Source organism: Kocuria cellulosilytica, from assembly GCF_040981245.1.
Lineage (GTDB): Bacteria > Actinomycetota > Actinomycetes > Actinomycetales > Micrococcaceae > Kocuria > Kocuria cellulosilytica.
The window spans coordinates 83546-101944 of sequence record NZ_JAVFWZ010000002.1 but is presented as its reverse complement, the minus strand read 5'-3'; the positions used below and the strand labels follow the sequence as shown (position 1 = coordinate 101944).

The following is an 18399-nucleotide window of genomic DNA, read 5'->3' as shown; positions in this document are numbered from 1 at the left end:
TCTGGAACCGGGGCTCACTACACTGGAAGGGTGACCACGGACCGGCGGACCCCCGCTCGCGCACGGCTGCTCCAAGCGGCCGACCGCGTGCTGTTCGACCACGGCATCCGGGCCACCCCCGTGGACGAGCTGCTGCGCCGGGCGGAGGTCTCCGCCGCCACCATGTACACGCACTTCGACAGCAAGGACGCCCTGGTCGCCGAGGCGCTGCGGGTCCGGCTGGCGGAGTGGCGGGCGGTCTGGGACCAGCACGTCGTCGCGGCCGGCGACGACCTGGCGCGGCTGCTCGCCGTGTTCGACGCCCTGGCCGCCTACCGGGGTGGCCAGCAGCACCCGGCACGCTGGTGCGCCTTCCTGGCCACCGCCACCGAGCTGCCGGGAGCCGCGGCCGAGATCGACGACGTCCTCGCCGCGGACACCGCCCTGCTCACCGACCGCCTCCTGCACTTCTCCCGACCGCTCGCCGGGGCCGGGGCCCAGGACCTGGCCGACGAAGTGCTCGTGGCCTACAGCGGCACCCTGGCCGCCTTCCTCCGCGGCCGCCCCCGCTCACCGATCGACGTCGGCCGCCGGCTGGCCCGCTCGGCGGCCCGGGCCCATCTGGGTGACTGACTCCTCCGTCGGCGCCGCGCGGCGCCGGACAGGGTGTCCCGGGCGGGCCTGACGGGAGACCGCCGCCGGTGCCGGACCCTGCCCGCCGCCGTCGCGCCCGGTGCGCACCCCGCCGGTGCTCGCGCGGGAGGGGCGGCCGTTCTTCACGGAATCTTCACGGACGTCAGGCCGGACCGGCGGACCCCGCGGTCTACCCTCTGGTGCAGGGGGTGTCCACCGGCGGCACGCCGTCGTGCCGAACGGGGCACCGGAGATCGGAGGAGTGCTGTGTCGAACACGGGGGACCACCGGACCGACGAGGGCCGGCGCGGTGGGCCGGAGGAGAGCGACCACGGATCCCACGGAGGCCGGACCATGTACTGGCGCTTCGCGGCCATGATCCTGACCGCGATGGTGGTCATGTACGCCGCGATGTTCGTCGGCTCCTGGGAGTGGGGCCACGTGCGCTGGAGCGAGAGCCGGCTGTTCATGGCGCTGACCATGGGCGGGACCATGGGGCTGATCATGCTCGCCTGGATGCTGAACATGTACAAGAACACGAAGGCCAATGTGGCCGTGGTCGTGGTCAGCCTCCTGCTCCTGGGGGCGGGAACGTTCCTGGACCGCAGCCAGACCACGGTGCAGGACACCGCGTTCATGAGCGCGATGATCCCGCACCACTCCCTGGCCATCACCCGGTCCGAGCGCGCTGAGCTCGCCGATGTGCGGGTGTGCGAACTGGCCGTGGAGATCAGCGAGGCCCAGCGGCGGGAGATCTTCGAGATGGACTGGCTGATCGAGGACATCGAGCGCAACGGCGTTGCGGCCACGGCCCAGGAGGCGGAGGCCCGGGCCGTTCCCGAGTACCAGGAGCCCGCGGAGCGCCGGTGCCCCACGGAATGAGCTGAGCCCTACGCCCCGGTCCCGGCGGTCCCGTTCCGCGCCGGCCGGGCGAGGGCGGCCGAGCGCGGTGGCGGGGCTCAGGTGCGGTCGGTGAGTCCCTCGGCCCCGGAGTGCTCGGCGCAGTGGGCGCAGCAGTAGATGGTGTTCCCGGCCTCGACCCCGTGGCCGAGGACACGGCACCCGCAGTGGGCGCAGGTCGGGGCCATGGCGTGGGCGGCGCACTCGAAGCTGTCGAAGGTGCCCGTCCGCTCGCCCTGGGTGAGGGTGAACGTCTTGTCGTAGTCGTTGCCGCAGGTGTCGCAGGTGGCCATGGCCGTCTCCTGGTGAAGTGTCCGAGGTGCAGCGGGAAGGGGCGGGGAAGGGATGGACGTCCCCGCCGGGAGCGGCGGCCCCCGGCGGGGACGGGGTTGTTCAGGCTGGGGGAAGGGCGTCGGCCTCCAGGTCCGTCATCCTCCGTCCGGGGACTGCTCCTCCGGGCGGTCGGGGCGCTCGCGCTCCTCGACCGAGGAGCGCACCGCGGGGTCGTCGGTGTCGTCGACCCACGGCTCGGTCTGGCGGTGCTCCTCGACGTGGGCGGGCTGCTGGGCCTGGAGCGCGTCCTCGACCTCGTGCTTCATCTGGTCGTCGAGCTCCGACCCGTGCTTGGTGTTGCCTCTCTCGGCCATCGTGGTCTCCTCGTCCGAATCGGTTCCTGCAGCGGCTGGTCCGCGCGCGCCCGCGCGGGAGGGGTCAGTCGGTCCCGGCGGCGTCCTCGCCCAGCCCGCGCTGGGCGCGGTCGGCTGCGTCGGAGGAGCCCTCGGGCAGCGGGTCGGCGGCCGGCGGGACCTGACCGGGGGCGTAGTCGGCCAGTCCGGCGGCCACCCGCTCCTGCTCGGTGGCCGCGGCCAGCGCCTCGTCGTCGAGCCGTTCCGGCATCCCGGCGTGGCCCTGGTGGATGGGGCGGGGCAGGGCGTCCTCCTCGGGGGTGATGACGTCGTCGAGGTCCGGGGCGTCGTCGTTGTTCGGGGTGGTCATAGGAAGCCTCCTTACCGTGAACTGTGACCCCCACCTTAGTGACCTGCCCCGGGCAAGGGAACCACCGCTCTCCTGTGACGGACCCCGGTCCGGTCAGGGCCGACAGGGCGCGGGAGCCGCCGCGGGCGACGTGCCCAGCCGTCCTCCAGCCGGTCCTGCCGGCCCGGCCGGGGACGGGCGCGCGCTCCGCGCACGTCTGGTCCCCGCGGCCGGTGTGTGGTTAGGCTGGAGTGTGGTCGAGCAGCCGGCCCGCAGTGCGCTCCTGTCGACAAGGATGCTCCCGTGGACCACACCGTCTCCGTTCAGGCCCTCTCCGTCGAGGCCGAGGCCGTCCGCCATCACGGCGTTCCCGAGAAGACCGTTCCCGGACGTCCTCCGGCGGTCCCCGCCGCGTCCGCCGTCCTGGCTGACGCCCGTTACGTCCTGCCGCTGAAGTGGGACGACGACGCCGGACTCGCCGGGCTCGCCCGCTACCTGGCCGAGGTCGTGACGTGGCTGCCCGTCACGGTCGTCGACGGCTCCGCCGAGGAGCTCTTCACCGCACATGGACGGGCGCTGCCGGAGGCGGTCGAGCACGTGCGCCCGCAGCCGTGGCCCGGCCGCAACGGCAAGGTCGCCGGGGTGATGACCGGTGTGCGCCGTGCCCGCGAGGAGCGCATCGTGGTGGCCGACGACGACGTGCGCCACACCCGGCGGTCCGTGGAGCGGATCGTGGGACTGCTGGGGCACGTCGAGGTGGTGCGCCCGCAGAACTACTACCTGGAGCTGCCCTGGCAGGCCCGCTGGGACTCCGGGCGCACCCTGCTCAACCGCGCCCTGGGCGGGGACTGGCCGGGCACCCTGGGGGTGCGCCGGTCGGTGCTGCTGGGCGCGGGCGGCTACGACGGCGACGTCCTGTTCGAGAACCTCGAGCTCGTCCGCACGGTGCGGGCGGCCGGCGGGCGGGAGTGCGTGGCCCTGGACGTGCTCGTGGGCCGGGTGCCCCCCACCGTGCCCCACTTCCTCGGTCAGCGCGTCCGCCAGGCCTACGACGACTTCGCCCAGCCGGGGCGGCTGCTCGTGGAGCTCTCCCTGCTGCCCCTGCTGGGCTGGTGCGTGCGGCGCCCCGGCCGGTGGATCGCCGGGGCCGTGGTCGTGTGCGGGACGGCCGAGGCCGGCCGGCGCCGGGCCGGCGGCGCCCGGGTCTTCCCCGCCGGCACCGTGCTGTGGGCACCCCTGTGGGTGCTGGAACGGTCGGTGTGCGTGTGGGCGGCCGTGGCCGTCCGGGCGCGCGGCGGGGTGTCCTACGCAGGGTCCCGGCTGCGCACCGCCGGGCACTCCTCGGCCGCGCTGCGCCGGCGTCTGCGCCGGCGGGAACGGGTGCCGCTGCCGCCGGTCGACGCCGGCCGGCGGCGGGGGAGGAGCCGGCGATGAGCGCGGGAGCGGGCACCGCGGGCGCGGGACCGGTCGTCGAGATCGCCGAGGACGACCTGTACGGGCTGATCGCGGCCCTGACCCACAGCGACTGGCAGCCCTCCGGCGGCAGCCTCCGGATCAACGTGGTCTACCGGGGGCACGCGCTGGCCGACCGGGACCTGGAGACCAGCCTGTTCCGGCTCCGGGGCTCCTCGAGCGAGCAGATCGAGCCGCACATCCTGCGGAACTTCCGCAAGTACGCCGCCCGGGACACCTCCCCCGGGGACTCGGACTGGAACTGGCTGTCCGTGGCCCAGCACCACGGGCTGCCCACCCGCCTGCTGGACTGGTCGAACTCGCCCTACGTGGCGTTGCACTTCGCCACCGCGGACCCGCGCTGCTACGACCTGCCCGGCGCGGTGTGGTGCGTGGACTACGCGGCGGTGCACGAGCTGCTCCCGGCGCAGCTGCGGGAGGAGATCAGCGCGCACGCGGCAGGCCTGTTCACCACCGGCATGCTGGGGCGGGTGGCGTACAGCATGGCCGACTTCGACCGGTGCCGGGACCGGCAGGGGCGGGCGGTGCCGCTGTTCTTCGAGCCCCCGTCGCTGGACGAGCGGATAGTGAACCAGGCCGCGGTCTTCTCCGCCATGTCCGCGGCGACGGCGTCCCTGCACGAGTGGCTGGGCGAGCACCCCGAGCTCTACCGGAAGGTGGTCATCCCGCCGGGGCTGAAGTGGCGGATCCGCGACCACCTCGACCAGGCGAACATGACGGAGCGCGTCCTCTTCCCCGGCCTCGACGGTCTGTGCCGCTGGCTGGGCCGCTACTACGGGCCGCGCCCGGAGGAGGACGCCTCGACCGGGCCGGCCTCGCCGGGGATGGGCGACGGGCCGGGCGCCGCGCCCGGCCCGGACGTCACGGGGCGGACCCCGTGAGCCGGAACAGGGCCGGCGGACCGCCGACAGGGCGCACCGGAGCCCCGGCCGCCGGGGCGGACGGGCCTCCGGTGCTGCGGGAGGACGACCGCCCCGTCCAGGGCTGGCACGACGAGCGGGGTCACCTCACCTGGCGCACCCTGTTCTCCGCCGACGCCACGCCCACCGACAGCATGGTCACCGGCATCGCCGAGCTGCCCGAGGGCGGTTTCCTCGCCCTGCACCGTCACGACCAGGCCGAGACCTACCACGTCCTCTCCGGGCAGGGCGTGGTCGTCCTCGACGGCGTCGAGCACCCGGTCCGGGCGGGGTCCAACGTCTTCGTCCCGGGTGGGCGCGAGCACGGCGCCAGGAACACCGGGGCCGATGTGCTGCGGGTGTTCTACGTGCTCGCCGCCGACGACTTCGCCGACGTGGAGTACGTCTTCTCCTGATGGCGCGGATGTGTCCCCGGGGCGGAGCCGGTTCCCGGGGACGCGCGAGAAGCGGCTCCCCGCCGAGGGCGGGGAGCCGCTTCTCCGGTTCCCGGGCGCGCAGGGCGCCCGGTGGTGGACCTCAGGCGCGAGCCCCGTCCCTGGTCCGGTCGTGGGTGTTCCGGTCCAGGAAGGACAGGCCGACCATGGTCACGCCCAGGACCAGGTGCAGCCAGTCGTCGGCGGTGTTGAGGGGCACGAAGTTCGCGGTGGACTCCTTGTCGATGAGCAGGCCGTAGAGCCACAGCAGCAGGTACACGGCACCGCCCCAGCGCAGGAAGTTCCGCGCCCCGGGAACGCTGCGGGCCAGGGCGATGCCGGCCACACCGTAGAGCAGGTGCACGAGGTTGTGCAGGATCGAGACCTGGAAGATGCCCAGGAGCATCGCCTCGGACTCGTGCCCGGCGACCATGAGCTGGTCGTAGTTCGTGGTGATGCCGGGGATGAAACCGGCCGCGCCCACGAGCAGGAAGACGGCCCCGTAGAGCAGGGCCGCCGTCCGGACGGGCGAGCGGCGGGTCGTGCGGTCGTCGGGTCGGGCAGCTGGGGTGGTCATGATGGCTCCTCTCCTCGAAATGGTTCAGGGTGGTGCGGCAGACCGCTGGGGGCTACTCCTTCTTCAGCTTGTCCTGGATGGTGCCGGCGGCCTTCTCCTTGAGGTTGGACTGTTCGGTGGTGCCGTAGAACCGGGCGTCGGGGTGGGTGGGAGGCGGCATCGGCACGCCCTCCATGGGCTCGGCGCGGTAGCCGAAGCTCCCGTGCCCGTCCGGGGTCCGCCCCTGCGCCCAGGAACCCTCCGCCGCGGCAGCACCGTCGGAGAAGTTGTAGTAGTCGTAGGAGAACTCGGTGGCCTCCTTGGACTGCGGGAAGTTGGAGGGCACCGGCATCTGCTCCAGGCCGTCGGCCTGCAGCTCCTTGACCGCGGCCATCCACTGGTTCTGGTGCATGGTGTCCCTGGCCAGCAGGAAGGAGAGCATGTCCCGGATGCCCTTGTCGTCGGTCATGTGGTAGAGCCTGGCGACCTGGGTGCGGCCCTGCATCTCGGCGTTGACGTTGGCGGTCATGTCCGCGAGCAGGTTCCCGGAGGCGGTCACGTAGGACCCGGACCAGGGGTTGCCCATGGAGTCCACCGGCCTCGCCCCGGCCCCGGCCACGATGGCGTGCTGCAGGTCGGTGCCGCCGATCACGGCCGCGACCGCCGGATCACCCTGGACGGCGTCCTCGGTGATGCCCAGCGGGGCCTTCTCGAGCAGCTGGGCGACCATCGTGGCGAGCATCTCGATGTGGCCGAACTCCTCGGCGGCGGTGCCGAAGAGCAGGTCGCGGTACTTGCCCGGGATGTGGGCGTTCCAGGCCTGGAAGCTGTACTGCATGGCCACGGTGATCTCCCCGTACTGGCCGCCGATCACCTCCTGCAGCTTGCGCGCGTAGACCGCGTCCGGGGCCTCCGGGGTGGACTTGTACTGGAGCTTCTGCTGGTGCAAGAACATGCTGACCTCCGTTGTCGACGTCCGTGGCCGGCGGTGGCGCGAACTCCGCATCCCGTCGCCGGCTGTGCGATCCACGCTAGTGAGCGGCCCGGAGAAATGGAAGCTTGCTGATCGAATGACGTGGGACGGCGCTTTCATCCGGTGCGCCCCGAGGCCTCCAGGCGGCCGGGCGCAGGGGGTGGGGCGTGCGGATGGACGGGCAGGCCGTTGGGGACCAGCAGTTCCACGAAGCTGACCCCGTCCGGGGACCTGTCGTGCTCGACGGCCCAGCACAGCAGGTCCACCGCGATCGCCTCGACGTGGCCGGCGGCGGTGAGGTCCACGCTGACGGTCACCGGCGGGATCAGCGTCCGGGCGCGGCGCACCAGCGGGTACAGGGCGTGCTGGTTGGCCTCGGTCAGGCAGCCGGTGACGACCAGGCGCACGGAGGCGCCGCCCAGGTCGACCTGGACGAGTACGGAGAGCTTGTGGTCCACGGGAGCATCCTTCGTCGCATGCATCTTCCCCATGGCCGCCTGCTCGACCTTCCTCCACGATACCCGCGTTGTTCCCGGCCGACCAGGTGCGGGTGGTGCGGTCCGGCAACGTCTCCATGGGTCTGCCGCACCTCTGCCGGCCTGCGCTCCGGTCTCCGGCAGGGGTTGTGTGTCGGTTCCGAGGGCGCCGGGGGAGGGGGCCGGGCGATTTTGGTTCTCCCGAAACGTGCTGGTAGAGTCTTCGTCGTTGCCCCGATAGCTCAGTGGTAGAGCGCCATCTTGGTAAGATGGAGGTCCCGGGATCGATTCCCGGTCGGGGCTCTCGTGATGAGATCCCGCGGCCCGGCCGTGCAGGCCGATCAGCCGCGGTGTCCCATCCCTCTGGCGGTGTAGCTCAGCTGGTTAGAGCGCACGACTCATAATCGTGAGGTCGACGGATCGAGCCCGTCCACCGCTACGGCGAAAAGCCCGTGACCGAAGGTCACGGGCTTTTGTCGTGCCCGGGCAGCCGAGCGTCGGGACCTCGCTCCGGGGTCCCGTCCGGGGCCGGCGCGGTCGGGACGGACCGGTCACGGCGAGCCCGCGGGCTCCCGGCGGCCCCGGCGCAGGCCGATCTCGTAGGCGGTGAAGGCGGCCAGCGTCAGCACGACCAGCGGCAGGACGAACCACGCCATGGTCCACGTGAACCCTCCCAGGGCGTCGTGCTCGGTGGCCGCGAGGACCACGTAGGCGGTGTAGGCGGCGTACAGTCCCACGAACAGGGCACCCTCCCAGCGGGCCACCGCGAAGCCCGTGAACGCGATGGGAAGCAGGGCGACCGCGGCGGCCAGCATCACCGGGATGTCCAGGGCCACCGCGGCGTCCGCCACCGGGATGCCGTCGCGGGCGATCAGGGCGGGCAGGCCGAGCACCACCCCGATGTTGAAGATGTTGCTGCCCACCACGTTGCCCACGGCCAGGTCGCGCTCACCGCGGCGCACCGCGATGACGGACGTCGCCAGCTCGGGCAGCGACGTCCCGACGGCCACCACGGTCAGCCCGACCACCAGGCTGCTGACCCCCAGGGACGTGGCGATGCTCACCGCCCCGTCGACGAGCAGGGTCGCGCCGGCCACCAGCAGGGCGATCCCGAGCACTACGAGCAGCACGGACCGGGGGACCGACGCCGGGGGCGGCTCCGCCTCCGGCCGGACGTCCTCGGCATCGCCGTCACCCATGTCGCCGTCACCGCTGTCGCCGGCGCTCCCGTCCCCGGGCGGTGCCGCCACGGGGGCGGGGGCGCCGCGCCGGCTGAGCACGACGGTCAGCACCGTGTGCACCACCACGGCGGAGAGCAGGAGGACCCCGTCCAGCGCGCCGATCCGTCCGTCGAGGGACACGAGCAGCATCCCGATCGACAGGAAGACCATCAGGGGCAGGTCGAAGCGCACCAGCCGCTGCTTCACCGCGAGGGGAATGACGAGGGCGGAGAGCCCGAGGATGAGCAGGACGTTGACGATGTTGCTGCCGACCACGTTCCCGACGGCCAGGCCCGGCTCGTCCCGCAGCACGGCGCCGACGGTGACGGCGAGCTCCGGCGCCGACGTGGCCGCCGAGACCACGGTGAGCCCGACCACGAGGGAGGAGATCCCCACCCGCCGGGCGAGCGCGGACGCACCCCGCACCAGCAGCTCTCCGCCGCCGACCAGCAGCACGAGTCCTACGACGATCCGGCCCACGTCCAGGAGATCCATGGCCAGGAGTGTACGTGCCCCGGGCGCCGGCGACCCACGGGGCGCGGCGCACCGCCGTAGACTGGGCGGGTCCCGCCGCCTGCGCGCGGCCCCGTCCAGCGAGGAGCTGCCATGCCCGTGAACCCCGATCTCGTCGGGCGGACCTACCCGCCGGCCGAGCCCTACAGCGTCGGACGGGAGGCGATCCGCGACTTCGCCCGCGCGGTCCGGGCCGCCCATCCGGCCCACCACGACGTCGAGACGGCCCGGTCCCTCGGCCACCCCGATCTCGTCGCACCCCCCACCTTCGCGATCGTGGTGGCCCAGCGCGCCGACGCCGCGCTGATCGCCGACCCCGAGGCCGGCATCGACTTCTCGCGCGTGGTCCACGCCGACCAGCGCTTCACCCACCACCGCCCGATCGTGGCCGGGGACGAGCTCGTCGCCGAGCTGCACGTGGACCAGGTCCGGGCCATGGGCTCCGGGGCGATGGTGACGTCCAGAGCCGAGATCCGCACCGTTGACGGCGAGCAGGTCGCCACCACCGTGTCGTCCCTGCTGGTGCGAGGAGAGGACCAGTGACCGTGCGCATCGACTTCGACAGCCTCGAGAAGGGCCAGGAGATCGGGGAGCGCCGGGTGGAGCTCTCCCGCGCCGACCTGGTCCGCTACGCCGGCGCCTCCGGTGACCTCAACCCGATCCACTGGAACGAGGAGTTCGCCCGCTCCGTGGGCCTGCCCGACGTCATCGCCCACGGGATGCTCACGATGGGCGCCGCCGTGCAGCTCGTCACCGACTGGGTTGGCGACCCGGGCGCCGTCGTCGACTACCAGACCCGCTTCACCAAGCCGGTGGTCGTCCCCAACCGCTTCGGGACCGAGGTCGAGTCCTCCACGGCCCTCACGGTCTCCGGGAAGGTCGGCGCCCTCGACGACGACGCCCGCACCGTGCGCGTGGACCTCACCGTGACCGCCCCCGACCTCTCCGCGGCGGGCGCCGACCCGGCGACCGCCGCCCCGCTGAAGGTCCTGGTCAAGGCCCAGGCCGTGGTGCGGCTGGCGTGAGCGCCGGCCGGGGCACGGCGGGCCGGCCGATAAACTGGTCGCCATGACGTCCCCTCGCATCGCAGACCTCACGACCGCCGCCGTGGGCGGACCCGCCCGCCACTACGTGCGGGCGGAGTCCGAGCACGCGGTCGTCGACGCCGTCGCGGCCGCCGACGCCGCCGGACGGGACGTGCTCGTGGTCGGGGGCGGCTCCAACCTCATCGCGGCCGACGCCGGGTTCGCGGGCACCGTGGTGCACGTGGCCTCGCACGGCGTCGAGGTCCTCGACGACGCTCCCGGGAGCGCCCTCCTGGAGGTCCAGGCCGGCCACTCCTGGGACGAGCTCGTGGCGCAGGCCGTGGCCGGGGGACTGGTCGGCGTCGAGGCCCTGTCCGGCATCCCCGGCACCACCGGTGCCACCCCGGTGCAGAACGTCGGGGCGTACGGCCAGGAGGTGGCCCAGACCGTGGAGCTCGTGCGGGTCTGGGACCGTCACGAGCGGCGTGTGCGGGAGTTCGCCCCGGCCGACCTGGCCTTCTCCTACCGGGACTCCGCCCTCAAGCGCAGCACGGTGGCCGGCTCCCCGCGCTTCGTCGTCCTCGCCGTGCGGTTCCGGCTCGGGCGGGGCACCGCGAGCGCGCCGGTGCGCTACGGCGAGCTCGCCCGCCGGCTCGGCGTCGAGGTGGGGGAGCGCGCCCCGCTGGGCCGGGTGCGGGAGACCGTCCTGGCCCTGCGCGCGGGCAAGGGCATGGTCCTCGACCCCGAGGACCGCGACACCTACAGCACCGGCTCGTTCTTCACCAACCCGATCCTCGCCGCGGACGCGCTGGGGGGACGGCTGCCCGCCGACGCCCCCCGCTTCCCCGTGGTGGACGCCGCGGGACGCCCCATCGAGGACCGGGTCAAGCTCTCGGCCGCGTGGCTCATCGACCACGCGGGCTTCGGCAAGGGCTTCGGGCTGCCCGGCACCCGCAACGAGCTCCTGGACCTCGACGGCGCCGCGGTCGCCGGGGGGCGCGCCTCGCTGTCGACCAAGCACACGCTCGCGCTCACCAACCGCGGCGGCGCCTCCGCGCAGGACCTCATGGCGCTGGCCCGGACGGTCCGCGACGGCGTCGCGTCCGTGTACGGGGTGGACCTCGTCGCCGAGCCCGTCATCGTGGGCACGGCGGTCTGAGGCGGCCGTGAGCAGCCTCGAGGAGGAGATCGCCCAGGGGGAGAGCTCCGAGGGCCGGGTGCGGCGGGCCCTGGGCCGGCTGCGCCGCTGGTCGCGCGGGCACCCCCTGCTGTTCGCGGTCTACCGGACGCTCGTGACGGTCCTCGGCGGCGTCTTCGTGCTGGCGGGGCTGGTCATGCTCGTGACGCCGGGTCCCGGGTGGCTCGCCATCTTCCTGGGCCTCGGCGTCTGGGGCACCGAGTTCCACTGGGCGCACCGGCTCAACCAGTGGGCCAAGGGCCAGGTGGTGCGCGGCTGGCGGTGGTGGCTGGCCCGCACGGCCGAGGGGCGCCACCGCCGGGCCCTGGCCGGCCCCGGCAATCTCGTGCCGGGCCCCCGGCACCTGCGCACCCCCGGCGCCTGAGCGCACCCGTGGTCCGGGCGGTCCGCCCTGCTGCGGTCCGTCCTCGGGCGGTCCGTCCTTCGGTGGCTCGTCCTCCGGCGGCGCTCCGCACGGACCGGCGTGCGGGCGTCCCGGTCAGCGGGAGCGGCCCAGCTGCGCGGCCACCAGCTCGAGGGCCTGCTCCGCCGAGAGCCCGAGGTCCGCGATCTCGGCGGCGTAGCGGCGGGCGGCCTGCACCGCCAGGTCCTCGGTCCGGTCCGCGGCGCGCACGAAGCTGCCCCGCCGGCCCCGGGTCTCGATGACGCCGGCGGCCTCCAGCTCGCGGTAGGCCTTGGCCACGGTGCCGGCCGCGAGGCCCAGCGCCTCGGCGAGCCGGCGCACCGGCGGCAGCCGGGTGCCCGGTGGCAGGGTGCCGTCCGTGCGGCCCTGCTGCACCCGGTGCCTGAGCTGCTCGGACGGCGGACGGGCGTCGCCCGCGTCGAGCGCGAGCCCCGGCGGGATCGGGGTCTCCGCCACCGGCTACAGGGTGCCGGTGGCGATGCGCAGCATGCGGCGCAGCGGCTCGGCCGCGCCCCACAGCAGCTGGTCGCCGATCGTGAAGGCGCTGATGTAGCCCGGCCCCATGGCGAGCTTGCGGATCCGGCCCACGGGGATGTCCAGGGTCCCGGAGGTCGCCACGGGGGTGAGGTCCCGCATCGAGTCCTCCTTGGTGTTGGGCACCACGGTGGCCCACTCGTTGTCGGCGTCGATGATCCGCTCGATCTCGTCCACGGGCAGGTCCTCGCGCAGCTTGATCGTGAGGGCCTGGGAGTGCGAGCGCATCGTGGCGATCCGCACGCACAGCCCGTCCATGGGCACCCAGTCCTGGGCGAACCGGTCGGTGCGGCCCAGGATCTTGTTGGTCTCGGCCGCGGACTTCCACTCCTCGCGGGACTGCCCGTTGCCGAGGTCGGCGTCGATCCAGGGGATCAGGGAGCCGGACAGGGGCGCGCCGAACATCGAGGTGTCCAGGGTGTCGCCGCGCTGGGCGTCGAGCACCTTGCGGTCGATGTCCAGGATCGCGGAGGCGGGATCGGCCAGCTCGTCCGCGACGACGCCGTGGAGAGCGCCGAACTGCGCCAGCACCTCGCGCATGTGCCGGGCCCCGCCGCCCGAGGCGGCCTGGTAGGTCATCGACGTGGCCCACTCCACGAGGTCGTTGCGGAACAGCCCGCCCAGCCCCATGAGCAGGCAGGACACCGTGCAGTTGCCGCCCACGAAGTCCTTCACGCCGCTCTCGAGCCCGCGGTCGATGACGTCCCGGTTGACGGGGTCCAGGACGATGATCGCGTCGTCGTTCATCCGCAGGGTCGAGGCGGCGTCGATCCACAGCCCGTCCCACCCGGCGGCCCGGAGCCGGCCGTGCACGTCCTTGGTGTAGTCCCCGCCCTGGGCGGTGACGATCACGGGAAGCTTGCACAGGGTCTCGAGGTCGTAGGCGTCCTGCAGCGTGCCGGCGTCCCCGGCGAACTGCGGGGCGGGGCGGCCGGCGCTCGAGGTGGAGAAGAACACCGGGGTGATCCCCCCGAAGTCCCCCTCCTCCTGCATGCGCTGCATGAGCACGGAGCCCACCATCCCGCGCCAGCCGACGAACCCTACCGAATCTCCCGAGCGAAAAGTCATGGCCCCCAGTCTACTGGGCGCGGTGGAGGGCCCAGCGCCGCCTCTTCTCCTTCACCTTCTGCGCCGGCGGGAGCTCGAGGCCGGGCACCACCACGTCCCCGTACTGCGGGAAGCGGTGGAGGTAGTCCTGGACGTAGGTGCACGTGGGGCGCACCGCGACGCCCTGCTCCCGGAAGCCGTCCAGCAGCAGCGTGACGAGCGTGCGCGCGTAGCCCTGCCGGCCGAACTGCTCGCCGATGATGGTGTGCTGGAGCTCCACCGTGCCGTCCTCGTGCTCCTGGAAGCCCTCGAAGCCGATGAACTGCTCCCCCCGCCACAGCTCGAAGCGGTCGAGGTCCGAGTTCTTCACGACGCGCAGCTGCTCGTCGTCCCGGATCGTGGGGTCGGGGTGCCGGTCGGTCACGGTCGTCCTCCTGGTCGTGGTGCAGCTCACGCTACCGGAGCCGCCGGGCCACCGGAACCGCGCACGCCGTCCCCGGGCCCGCGCGGGCCGCGCGTGCGCCGGTCGATCCGGTAGCCCAGGCCCGTGCGGGACACCGACGGGCCCACGACCGGCTCCGTGGCCCACGTGCCGTCGAGCACCGGGGCGTGCGTGTCCCCCTCGGCATCGAGGTCGATGACGGTCACGAGCGCCTCCGTCACGGGGTGCTCGGCGTCCGCGAGGGCCTGCCGGTAGACCTCGCCGCCGCCGATCACCCAGATCCGCTCCGCGCCGGGGCTCGACCGGGCCAGGCGCACGGCCTCGGCGTAGGACGCCGCGGTCAGCACCGCGCCGGGACCCGCCCCCGGGGCCACGCGCTCGGGGGACGAGGTGATCACGATGTTGGTCCGCGCGGGCAGGGGACGGAAGCGCTCCGGGAAGGACTCCCACGTGCGCCGGCCCATGATCACCGGGTGGCCGGTCGTGGTGCGCCGGAAGAAGGCCATGTCCTCCGGCAGCGACCAGGGCATCGTCCCGCCGCGGCCGATGACACCGCCGGCGGTCTGCGCCCAGATCGCCCCGACCGTCCCGGTGGGGCCGGTCGGGCGCGCCGGGTCCGGTGCGGCGCTCATACGGCCACCGGCGCCTTGATCGCCGGGTGGTGGCGGTAGTCGAGGACCTCGAAGTCCTCGAACTCGTAGTCGAAGACGGTGGCGGGCCGCCGGGCGAGCCGCAGCCGCGGATAGGGGTAGGGCTCCCGCGAGAGCTGCTCGCGGACCTGCGCCACGTGGTTGTCGTAGACGTGGCAGTCGCCGCCGGTCCAGACGAACTCGCCGGGCTCGAGGTCGGTCTGCTGGGCGATCATGACGGTGAGCAGCGCGTAGGAGGCGATGTTGAACGGCACCCCCAGGAACATGTCCGCGGAGCGCTGGTAGAGCTGGCAGGACAGCCGGCCCGGTCCGTCCTCCCGGGGCTCGACGTAGAACTGGAACAGCGCGTGGCACGGCGGCAGGGCCATCTCGTCCACCTCGGCCGGGTTCCACGCGGTCACCACGTGGCGCCGGGAGTCGGGGTTCGTGCGGATCTGCTCCACGACCTTGGCGATCTGGTCGATCGACCCGCCGTCGGCGGTGGGCCAGGACCGCCACTGCACGCCGTAGACCGGACCGAGCTCCCCGTCCGCGTCCGCCCACTCGTCCCAGATGGACACCCCGCGCTCCTGCAGCCACCGCACGTTCGAGTCCCCGCGCAGGAACCACAGCAGCTCGAGGGCGAGCGACCTGAAGTGCACCCGCTTGGTGGTCAGCAGCGGGAAGGACTCCGCCAGGTCGAAGCGGATCTGGCGCCCGAAGACGCTGCGCGTCCCGGTGCCCGTGCGGTCGGACTTGTGCACGCCCTGCTCGAGGACCTCCCGCAGGAGGTCCTCGTAGGGCGTCGGCACCGGGGCGGGCACGGGGGCGGGGGAGGTCATGCGGGGCTCCTCGGAAAGGCTCATGGCAAAAGGTTCATGGCAAAAGGGTCGTGGCAGGAAGGGTCGTGGCGGGGACGGCCGCGACCGGGCGGTCGTGGCGGGTCGTGCGGTGCCGGGACTCAGTCGTCGAAGGGCTTCACGAGCTCCACGGAGACCACGCGGCGGCGGTGCCGGCGGGAGACCTGCAGCACGATCATCTCGCCGGGGGACAGGTACGGGTCCTTGGCCGGCAGCAGCGCGGCGAGCTCGGGGTCCGTGTGCCGGGCGATGACCTTGATGACGGTGGGCAGCACCGGGCGGTGCGTGCACAGCGCCACGGGCACGTCCTTGTCGAACATGGTCTGGGCCACGGCGGCCGCCTTCTTGGGGTGGCGCTTGTGCGAGGCCTCCGTGAGCTGAGGGCGTTCCCGCACGGAGACCCCGGCCTTCCGTGCGTACGGCACCACCGTGGACAGGCAGCGCAGCCAGGGGGACGTGAGCACCCGCTCGGGGGACCAGGCCCGCAGCAGCCGGGTCACGGCGAGGGCCTGGCGCTTGCCGGTCGCGGCCAGCGGGCGGTCGCCCTCGGCCCGGGACCAGGACGAGCGCGGCTTCGCCTTGGCGTGGCGCACGACGATCGCCGGGCGCGTGGCGAGGTCCCCCTGTTCGTGCAGCTCCACGAGGGCCGCCAGCGGCTCCCGGTCGGAGGGGTTGGAGAGCATCCGGTGCGCCTCGTCGGGCCCGACCCAGCGGAGGGCGTCGACCTCCCGGCCGTCGGGTTCGGGGCGCGCCCCGGGACCGAACTCCGCGGCCCAGTAGTGCACGTCCTTGCTGCCGTCCCTGACCTCGTAGCGGATCGTGGGCAGGGGCACCCCCAGCCGCGGGAGCAGGCCGATCTCCTCGCCGACCTCCCGGTGGGCGGTCTCGGGCAGCGTCTCGCCCTCGTCCTGCTTGCCCTTGGGGAAGGACCAGTCGTCGTAGCGGGGCCGGTGGATGAGCAGGACCTCGAGGTCGCTTCCCGTCCGCCGCCAGCACAGGCACCCGGCCGCGAGGACGGCGGCAGGCCGTCCGCCCGCCGCCGCGCTCCTCGCATCGGTCCTCGCTCCCGCCCTGCCGGTGCTCCCGTCCGGGCCCGGCCCGGAGATCCTCCCCGCGGTCCGCACGGCGGTCCGCACCGCGGTTCTGTCGCCGGTCCGCTCCGCGGCCTTCGCGGCGGTCCTCACAGCCGCCTTCTCAGCGGTCTTCTCAGCGGTCTTCTCGGTGGTCTTCTCAGCGGCCTTCTCGGTGCTGGTCGCTGCGGTGTTCTCGACGGTCCTGGGCATGGTCCCTCTTTCGTCCCCTGTCCGTGGTGCACGGGCGTGCCGGGGCCCGCGGTCCGGACCGTCGGGTGGCACCCCCACGATGCTACCGCCGACCCTCTGGGTCCTGGGCGTGCTGCCTTCGGACCCGATCACCTGCCGCCGGGGCTCGAGCACCCGTGCCCCGGGGGCGGGGTACGGCTCAGCCGTCCGCCCACGGCCGCAGGACGGCCTCCAGCCACACGGTGACGGCCACCGCCCCGGGATCCGGGGTGCCGACGGCTCGCTCGCCCACGTAGCTGGAGCGGCCCAGCCCGGCGACCACTCCCGTCGTCGCCTCGGTGCCCTCCGCGGCCCGGGCGAGGGCCTCGGCCGCGAGCCGGTGCGGATCGCGGTCGTTCGCGGGGACGCCGCCCAGGGCCTCGGCGGCGGGGATGAGCGCGTCCATCATGGTGGAGTCCCCCACGCGGGCGCCGCCGAGCTCCTGCAGGCGGGCCACCGCGTCCTGGAAGCCCGCGGTGAGGGCCTCCGGCCGGATCTCGCGCTCTCCGGGCTCGAACGCCTCGCCGAGGGCCAGGACGAAGAGGGAGTAGAGGGGCCCGGACGTCCCCCCGACCTCGTGCTGCAGCACGTGGGCGACGGCCCGGAACCAGGTGCGCAGGTCCGGGGCCGCGCCGAGCTGCTCCTGACGTGTCCGCAGCGCCCGCGCGCCCCGGGCGAGATTGGTCCCGAGGTCCCCGTCGCCGACCTTCCGGTCGAGTTCGGTGAGCCGCTGCTCCGCCTCCTCGACCGCGTCCACGGCGCGGAACAGGGCGTCGAGGACCGCGGGGTCGATCCGGTCGGCGCCGGCCAGTTCGGCCAGGGGGTCGGGCAGATCCACCGTGGTCTCCCGCGGCGATCCGGCGGGCACGGTGGGCCTCACCCAGCCGGGAGCGTCGGTGTCGGCACCCAGCAGCTCCAGCAGCTCGTCGTCCACGCGGGCCAGGGTGACGGAGGCGCCGGGCATGTCGAGGCTGGTGAGCAGCGTCCCGGACCAGCACAGGCGCACGTCGAGCCCGTGCCCCCGGGCGGCTGCGAGCACCTCGCCCGCCAGGATCTCCAGCTCCAGCGGCGGCGTGGCCCCCAGCCCGTTGACCAGCGCGACCACGGCGTCTCCGTCCCGCAGCCCCCGGTCGGCCACGACGGCGTCGACCAGCCGGGCGGCGACGTGCCGGGCGGAGCCGGCCGTGCCGCGCTCCTTGCCCGACTCGCCGTGGATGCCCAGGCCCCACTCGACCTCGTCCTCGGCCAGGTCGAAGTTGGGGGCGTCGGCACCGGGGACGAGGCCGGGGCCCAGGGCGACGCCCATGGTGCCCATCCCCGGCAGGAACTCCTCGAGGAGGCGCCGGATGTCGGTGATCCCGCGGCCGGCCTCCGCCGCGGCGCCGGCGATCTTGTGCACCAGCACCGTCCCGCCGATCCCGCGGCGGCCGGCGCCGGCGGAGTCGCCCAGGGCGACGTCGTCGGCCACGACGACCGTGGCCGCGGTCCGTCCCGAGGCCTGCGCGGTCTCCTCGGCCAGGCCGAAGTTCAGGAGGTCCCCGGTGTAGTTCTTCACGATGAGCAGGACGTCGCGGTCCTCGCCGACCGCCTGCAGCGCCGCCTGGACGGCGTCCGCCGACGGGGAGGTGAACACCGGCCCGCACACGGCGGCGTCGAGCATGCCGCGGCCCACGAACCCGGCGTGGGCGGGCTCGTGCCCAGAGCCCCCGCCCGAGATCAGCGCCACCTTCCCGTCCGCTCGCTCGGTCCGCACGACGACGGGCCAGCCCGTCACCCGGGCGAGGTCGCGGTTGCGGGCGGTGAGCCCGGTGATGAGGTCCTCGACGACGTCGGCGGGGTCGTTGATCAGCTTGCGCATGGCGGTCCTTCGGTCGGGGAGGGGTGGATGCCCGCGATCAGCCCATCACAGGAGCGGCACCGGGCCAAGGG

General features: G+C 73.8%; 23 protein-coding genes and 2 tRNA genes. 11 read left to right on the top strand and 14 right to left on the bottom strand.

All coding sequences use genetic code 11. The annotated features are described in order from the left end of the window. The first annotated feature begins 30 nt into the window (after positions 1–30). A complete protein-coding gene (locus RCG67_RS03050; RefSeq protein ID WP_368824781.1) occupies positions 31–612 on the top strand; it encodes a TetR/AcrR family transcriptional regulator in 582 nt (193 codons plus the stop codon). Between the two features lie 267 nt (positions 613–879). Further along, positions 880–1494 (top strand): DUF305 domain-containing protein, encoded by a 615-nt coding sequence (locus RCG67_RS03045; RefSeq protein WP_368824780.1) that lies wholly within the window; start codon positions 880–882, stop codon positions 1492–1494. 77 nt (positions 1495–1571) lie between these two features. Here the strand turns inward: RCG67_RS03045 and RCG67_RS03040 are convergent, their stop codons facing one another. The 3 genes from RCG67_RS03040 to RCG67_RS03030 all read right to left on the bottom strand — a co-directional run bounded on the left by RCG67_RS03040 (position 1572) and on the right by RCG67_RS03030 (position 2508). After that, a complete protein-coding gene (locus tag RCG67_RS03040) occupies positions 1572–1805 on the bottom strand; it encodes a metallothionein (protein ID WP_058872482.1) in 234 nt (77 codons plus the stop codon). A gap of 135 nt (positions 1806–1940) precedes the next feature. Next, complete coding sequence (locus RCG67_RS03035) at positions 1941–2159, bottom strand: hypothetical protein (protein ID WP_058872483.1); 219 nt, start codon at positions 2157–2159, stop codon at positions 1941–1943. 64 nt (positions 2160–2223) lie between these two features. Beyond that, on the bottom strand, positions 2224–2508 hold the full coding sequence (locus tag RCG67_RS03030) for a hypothetical protein (RefSeq protein ID WP_368824779.1): 285 nt from the start codon (positions 2506–2508) through the stop codon (positions 2224–2226). A gap of 282 nt (positions 2509–2790) precedes the next feature. Here RCG67_RS03030 and RCG67_RS03025 point away from each other — a divergent pair, with 282 nt between their 5' ends. The 3 genes from RCG67_RS03025 to RCG67_RS03015 are packed head-to-tail and all read left to right on the top strand — an operon-like array spanning position 2791 to position 5275. Continuing rightward, a complete protein-coding gene (locus RCG67_RS03025) occupies positions 2791–3921 on the top strand; it encodes a glycosyltransferase family 2 protein (protein ID WP_368824778.1) in 1131 nt (376 codons plus the stop codon). Beyond that, a complete protein-coding gene (locus RCG67_RS03020; protein WP_368824777.1) occupies positions 3918–4841 on the top strand; it encodes an FRG domain-containing protein in 924 nt (307 codons plus the stop codon). The genes RCG67_RS03025 and RCG67_RS03020 overlap by 4 nt, the downstream gene beginning before the upstream one ends. Beyond that, a complete protein-coding gene (locus tag RCG67_RS03015; protein ID WP_368824776.1) occupies positions 4838–5275 on the top strand; it encodes a cupin domain-containing protein in 438 nt (145 codons plus the stop codon). Before RCG67_RS03020 ends, RCG67_RS03015 begins: the two co-directional genes overlap by 4 nt. Before the next feature lie 121 nt (positions 5276–5396). Here the strand turns inward: RCG67_RS03015 and RCG67_RS03010 are convergent, their stop codons facing one another. The 3 genes from RCG67_RS03010 to RCG67_RS03000 all read right to left on the bottom strand — a co-directional run bounded on the left by RCG67_RS03010 (position 5397) and on the right by RCG67_RS03000 (position 7280). Continuing rightward, positions 5397–5870, bottom strand: a complete 474-nt coding sequence (locus RCG67_RS03010) for a DUF4383 domain-containing protein (protein ID WP_368824775.1) — start codon at positions 5868–5870, stop codon at positions 5397–5399. Positions 5871–5922: 52 nt separating this feature from the next. Continuing rightward, positions 5923–6804 carry a manganese catalase gene (locus RCG67_RS03005; RefSeq protein ID WP_368824774.1) on the bottom strand — a complete coding sequence of 294 codons (882 nt, stop codon included), beginning with the start codon at positions 6802–6804 and terminating at the stop codon, positions 5923–5925. 134 nt (positions 6805–6938) lie between these two features. After that, complete coding sequence (locus RCG67_RS03000) at positions 6939–7280, bottom strand: hypothetical protein (RefSeq protein WP_368824773.1); 342 nt, start codon at positions 7278–7280, stop codon at positions 6939–6941. A 249-nt stretch (positions 7281–7529) separates the two neighbouring features. Between RCG67_RS03000 and RCG67_RS02995 the strand changes: the two genes are divergently transcribed. Then, positions 7530–7601, top strand: a tRNA-Thr gene (locus RCG67_RS02995). 62 nt (positions 7602–7663) lie between these two features. After that, a tRNA-Met gene (locus RCG67_RS02990) sits at positions 7664–7737 on the top strand. A 112-nt stretch (positions 7738–7849) separates the two neighbouring features. Here the strand turns inward: RCG67_RS02990 and RCG67_RS02985 are convergent. Continuing rightward, complete coding sequence (locus RCG67_RS02985; RefSeq protein WP_368824772.1) at positions 7850–9013, bottom strand: calcium/sodium antiporter; 1164 nt, start codon at positions 9011–9013, stop codon at positions 7850–7852. A gap of 111 nt (positions 9014–9124) precedes the next feature. Here RCG67_RS02985 and RCG67_RS02980 point away from each other — a divergent pair, with 111 nt between their 5' ends. The 4 genes from RCG67_RS02980 to RCG67_RS02965 are packed head-to-tail and all read left to right on the top strand — an operon-like array spanning position 9125 to position 11618. After that, on the top strand, positions 9125–9574 hold the full coding sequence (locus RCG67_RS02980; protein ID WP_368824771.1) for an FAS1-like dehydratase domain-containing protein: 450 nt from the start codon (positions 9125–9127) through the stop codon (positions 9572–9574). Then, the gene (locus tag RCG67_RS02975) at positions 9571–10056 is read left to right on the top strand and encodes a MaoC family dehydratase (RefSeq protein WP_438612631.1); all 486 of its coding nucleotides are present in this window, start codon (positions 9571–9573) and stop codon (positions 10054–10056) included. The genes RCG67_RS02980 and RCG67_RS02975 overlap by 4 nt, the downstream gene beginning before the upstream one ends. 43 nt (positions 10057–10099) lie before the next feature. After that, positions 10100–11215 (top strand): UDP-N-acetylmuramate dehydrogenase, encoded by a 1116-nt coding sequence (locus tag RCG67_RS02970; RefSeq protein ID WP_368824770.1) that lies wholly within the window; start codon positions 10100–10102, stop codon positions 11213–11215. A gap of 7 nt (positions 11216–11222) precedes the next feature. Then, complete coding sequence (locus RCG67_RS02965) at positions 11223–11618, top strand: PGPGW domain-containing protein (protein WP_368824769.1); 396 nt, start codon at positions 11223–11225, stop codon at positions 11616–11618. A gap of 114 nt (positions 11619–11732) precedes the next feature. Here RCG67_RS02965 and RCG67_RS02960 read toward each other — a convergent pair whose 3' ends face one another. The 7 genes from RCG67_RS02960 to RCG67_RS02930 all read right to left on the bottom strand — a co-directional run bounded on the left by RCG67_RS02960 (position 11733) and on the right by RCG67_RS02930 (position 18328). Beyond that, positions 11733–12113, bottom strand: coding sequence for a GntR family transcriptional regulator (locus RCG67_RS02960; RefSeq protein ID WP_082696878.1), 381 nt, complete (start codon positions 12111–12113; stop codon positions 11733–11735). Between the two features lie 3 nt (positions 12114–12116). Further along, positions 12117–13259: an aspartate-semialdehyde dehydrogenase gene (asd, locus tag RCG67_RS02955; RefSeq protein ID WP_368824768.1), complete on the bottom strand. Its 1143-nt coding sequence runs from the start codon at positions 13257–13259 to the stop codon at positions 12117–12119. Between the two features lie 10 nt (positions 13260–13269). Beyond that, a complete protein-coding gene (locus tag RCG67_RS02950) occupies positions 13270–13662 on the bottom strand; it encodes a GNAT family N-acetyltransferase (protein ID WP_058872494.1) in 393 nt (130 codons plus the stop codon). Between the two features lie 26 nt (positions 13663–13688). Beyond that, the gene (locus RCG67_RS02945) at positions 13689–14312 is read right to left on the bottom strand and encodes a dihydrofolate reductase (RefSeq protein WP_368824767.1); all 624 of its coding nucleotides are present in this window, start codon (positions 14310–14312) and stop codon (positions 13689–13691) included. Beyond that, positions 14309–15151, bottom strand: coding sequence for a thymidylate synthase (locus tag RCG67_RS02940; protein WP_368824766.1), 843 nt, complete (start codon positions 15149–15151; stop codon positions 14309–14311). Before RCG67_RS02940 ends, RCG67_RS02945 begins: the two co-directional genes overlap by 4 nt. Positions 15152–15270: 119 nt before the next feature. Continuing rightward, positions 15271–16452, bottom strand: coding sequence for an NUDIX hydrolase (locus RCG67_RS02935; protein WP_368824765.1), 1182 nt, complete (start codon positions 16450–16452; stop codon positions 15271–15273). Positions 16453–16630: 178 nt separating this feature from the next. Beyond that, on the bottom strand, positions 16631–18328 hold the full coding sequence (locus RCG67_RS02930; protein WP_368824764.1) for a dihydroxyacetone kinase family protein: 1698 nt from the start codon (positions 18326–18328) through the stop codon (positions 16631–16633). Between the last annotated feature and the right edge of the window lie 71 nt (positions 18329–18399).